Annotated in this window: 5 protein-coding genes; 4 read left to right on the top strand and 1 reads right to left on the bottom strand. The window is 30.0% G+C overall.

Annotated features, from left to right (window positions below; translation table 11 throughout):
- Nucleotides 1–377 (bottom strand): PTS sugar transporter subunit IIC (locus RSB60_RS11175; RefSeq protein ID WP_332616400.1); only part of this gene is annotated, 377 nt, incomplete at its 3' end.
- 142 nt (nt 378–519) lie between these two features.
- Here RSB60_RS11175 and RSB60_RS11170 point away from each other — a divergent pair.
- The 4 genes from RSB60_RS11170 to RSB60_RS11155 form a co-directional block, all read left to right on the top strand.
- Nucleotides 520–1,212, top strand: a complete 693-nt coding sequence (locus tag RSB60_RS11170; protein WP_323382663.1) for a response regulator transcription factor — start codon at nt 520–522, stop codon at nt 1,210–1,212.
- Between the two features lie 124 nt (nt 1,213–1,336).
- Entirely contained in the window at nt 1,337–2,134 is a 798-nt protein-coding gene (locus RSB60_RS11165; RefSeq protein ID WP_323382664.1) for a sensor histidine kinase, read from the top strand.
- Nucleotides 2,131–3,222: an N-acetylglucosamine-6-phosphate deacetylase gene (locus RSB60_RS11160; protein ID WP_332616397.1), complete on the top strand. Its 1,092-nt coding sequence runs from the start codon at nt 2,131–2,133 to the stop codon at nt 3,220–3,222. The genes RSB60_RS11165 and RSB60_RS11160 overlap by 4 nt, the downstream gene beginning before the upstream one ends.
- 86 nt (nt 3,223–3,308) lie before the next feature.
- Nucleotides 3,309–3,719 (top strand): PTS sugar transporter subunit IIB (locus tag RSB60_RS11155; protein WP_332616394.1); only part of this gene is annotated, 411 nt, incomplete at its 3' end.

Here is a 3,719-nt window from a genome sequence, read left to right as displayed (position 1 = left end):
CAAATCATTGTCGATAATTGTCCCATTGCAATACCTACCATTGATGCAGGAATAGCTACTGTTGTTATCGCAATATTCATTGCTTCACTAACAGCTAGCGCAGAATTTGCATTGACCATAACAATTGCTACTGCTGTCCCTAAAACAGACCCTAAGAAATAATTTGGAATAGCTGCTCCTCCAAATGTATACATCCCCAAAGACATAAGTGTTAATAATGTTCCAATGTATAAACCTAATTCGACATTCCCCATCACTAAACCTACAAATACCCCACCTAGTATTGGTGGATTTGACCCTATGGTCATTGTGCTAATCAGTTGTTGCTCAAAATAAACAAAGATTGTAATAATTAAAGCTTGAAATAATAAACTCATACTATTTCCCCTTTCTTGTTGAAACCATTCTTTCATTTACCACTTAGCATTTCAATGCTTTCTCAATTGATTTGACATTTTCACACATTCGCTTTCTATATATAAATCTTTTTCAATGATATTATGTAACTGGAGGTAGATTATGTGTACAGATATTTATATAGTTGATGATGATAAGTTAATGAATGAGTTAATTTCTTTCACACTTAAATCTAATGGTTTCACTACAAAATCTTTTTTGAAATACAAAGATGCAGTTAATCATATCAAGAACCCTCCAAAATTGTGGCTTCTTGATATTATGCTTGATGACAATTTTAATGGTTTTGATCTCATGAAGGAAATAAAGGAACTCACTCCTAGTGTCCCTGTTTGCTTTCTTTCTGCTCGCGATACCGAACTAGATCGAATAACTGGTTTAGAGATTGGAAGTGAAGATTACATTACAAAACCATTTTCTAAACAAGAGTTAGTACTTAGGGTCAAAAATATTATCAAACGGTCTTCTAGTCCTCAATCTTTCCAACAACATACGATTATTAAAATTAATGATTATGAAATCGATGATAAAAAACGAGAAGTACGTTATCATAATGATCTTATTAAACTTACTTCTAAAGAATTTGACTTGTTTATCTATCTAATTAAAAATCCAAATAGAATCATTGATCGCAATACTTTGTTACGCATTATTTGGGATAGTAACTATTTTGGTAGTGGAAGAGTTCTTGATGATACGATAAGAAGAATACGACATAAAGTAAGTGATATACAAATTGAAACAGTTTATGGCGAAGGGTATAAGTTAATTGCTGATGAAAACATCAATGTCTGATTATATTATAATTAATGTTCTATTTTGTATCATACTTACTTTTGTTTTTCTTATTAATACCAATATTTTGATGAACATATTAATATTTTTTTTAGTATGTTATTTAGTATATATGTCGATTTGGATGTCATTAACTTTAAAAGATATTAAAAAAATCACCACTTTCTGTGATGATACAATCAATGATAAAAATGAAGTAAATCCAATATTTTCAAAGAATGATGAAATCAATTCATTAAATATTAAAGTTGCACAAATGCGAAAGAAATTAATTTCTATCAACGATACAAAAACAAGTATGATTCAAAATATATCTCATAATCTAAAATCTCCTCTATCTTCTATTTTACTTGCGATTGAACTTTTAAAAGATGAGGAAATACCTAAAAATCAAATTGGTAGTTACTACGATAAAATTTATACTGTTGCGAATAAAATGCTTTTTGATATTCAGCGTCTACTCAATCTAAATAAACTTAACTTTTTAATTTCACAGAAAAAACAATTTAAAGATACTGTTGATATGAAAGAAATAGTAATTACTTGTTTATATAATTTTGATCACTATTTTGAAAGTCATAAAATTGAAGTACAACTCAATTTATACAACTCCATGTTTTATGGTACAGAGGAACATTGGGAAGATCTTGTAATGAATTTACTTGAAAATGCCACTCGTTATGCACGCACATATGTCAGAATTGATTTACATAAAAACTCACTTTCTATTTTCAATGATGGTGATTCCATTGAAAATATTGATTCTATATTCGACCCTTATCAAAAAGGTAAGAATGGTAAAACTGGTCTTGGATTATCTATCGTCAAATCTATTTGCACTTTATATGATTACAACATACTTGTAAAAAACAAAGATGGTGGCGTTTTATTTAAAATTTATAGAGAGAAGGAAAACGAATGAAAACTTATATTGTCAAAGACTGTTACGATTCAACAAAGAAAAATATTAAACTGCACATAGATAATGATACTTTAGTTCGAGTAGAAGATAGTACTGAAGAAACTGATTTACTATTATTTCCAGCATTTATCGATATTCATACGCATGGCTTTAAAGGTTATTCCACAGAGTGTAATCATGAAGAATTATTAGAGTTAGCCTTAGCCTATCAATCTAGAGGTATTGGTGGATTTGTTGCGACGGTGGGACCTCGTAGTTATGAAGAATATGAGAAAATTTTTGATTTATACAGAATGACATTTAGTGGACATTATCCTGGAGCACGTTTCCTAGGGTTTCATCTAGAAGGTCCTCATTTAAATAAAAACAAACATGGAGCAATTGACCCAAATAATATTTATGATATCAATTTACATGATTTCAAATTATTTATTGAAAAGAACAAAGATGTCATTAAGATTATATCCATTGCACCAGAAATTGAAAATGCTATCGAAGCTATTCAACTTCTTACTAAGTATGGAATTATCGCCTCTGCCGGTCATACTGCAGCGAATTTTGATGAAACTGAAATCGCAATAAAAAGCGGGCTATCCCATGTTACACATACATTCAACGCAATGAACTCATTACATCATCGCGACCCATCATTACTTACTTCCGTTTTACTAAATGATCATGTGAAATGTGAATTAATTGCCGATGGTTTTCACGTGAACACAAATGTCATTCGTTTAATAAAAAAGCTAAAACCCATTGAAACAATATTAATTGTAAGTGACAGTGGTGAAGAATCTGGGTGGACATATCCAACTGGTCACCAATTCCAAAATGGCAATATTGTAAATCATGGTGCAATTATTCAACCTGATGGTGTCATCGCTGGCAGTACTAAAGACATTCTAGCCTCAATCAAGGATCTTGTAATCGAAGGTGTTTTTAATATAGATGAAATCCCTTTAATATGTTCAAAAAATGCAGCAGAAAGTTTGAAATTTATTTATCCACAATTACATAATAATTCGCTTTCATTTTATACAATTGTAAATAAAGATTTTGAAATTATTGATTGTTTAATTTCAAAGTAAAACATTGTGTGAAAATGTCAATTTTTCTCCATTCATATTGCTTCATTTTAAAATCACTTTATTATTAACTTCAAGGAGATTAAAATATGGAAATAGTAAATGTAAGAATTGATGAGAGATTAATCCACGGACAAGTAGCTGCGGTATGGACTCGTTATTTAAATGCTACACGTATCATGGTTATTGATGATTTTGCTTTTGAAGACAAATTGACAAAAATGGCGCTTAAAATGGCAGTCCCAGCAAATGTTAACTTGTCCGTATTATCGTGTACTAAAGCTTCAGAAAGATTAAAAGAAAGTGATCCTTATCCAAACGAAAGAATTTTCATTATTGTAAAGGGTCCTGAAACACTAGCTAAATTATTGGATTTAGGCATAAATTTTAAAGAAATTAATGTTGGCAATATTTCAAAGAAAGACGATTCAATCCAAATTAAACAGTCAATAAGTGTTACTAAAAATGAAATAATTGCCTTTGAGAAAATAGCGAAAACT

This window comes from Anaerorhabdus sp. (assembly GCF_036657415.1).
Lineage (GTDB): Bacteria > Bacillota_I > Bacilli_A > Erysipelotrichales > Erysipelotrichaceae > Anaerorhabdus.
Note: the sequence above shows the minus strand (reverse complement) of the source record. Positions and strands in the feature narration are given on the sequence as shown.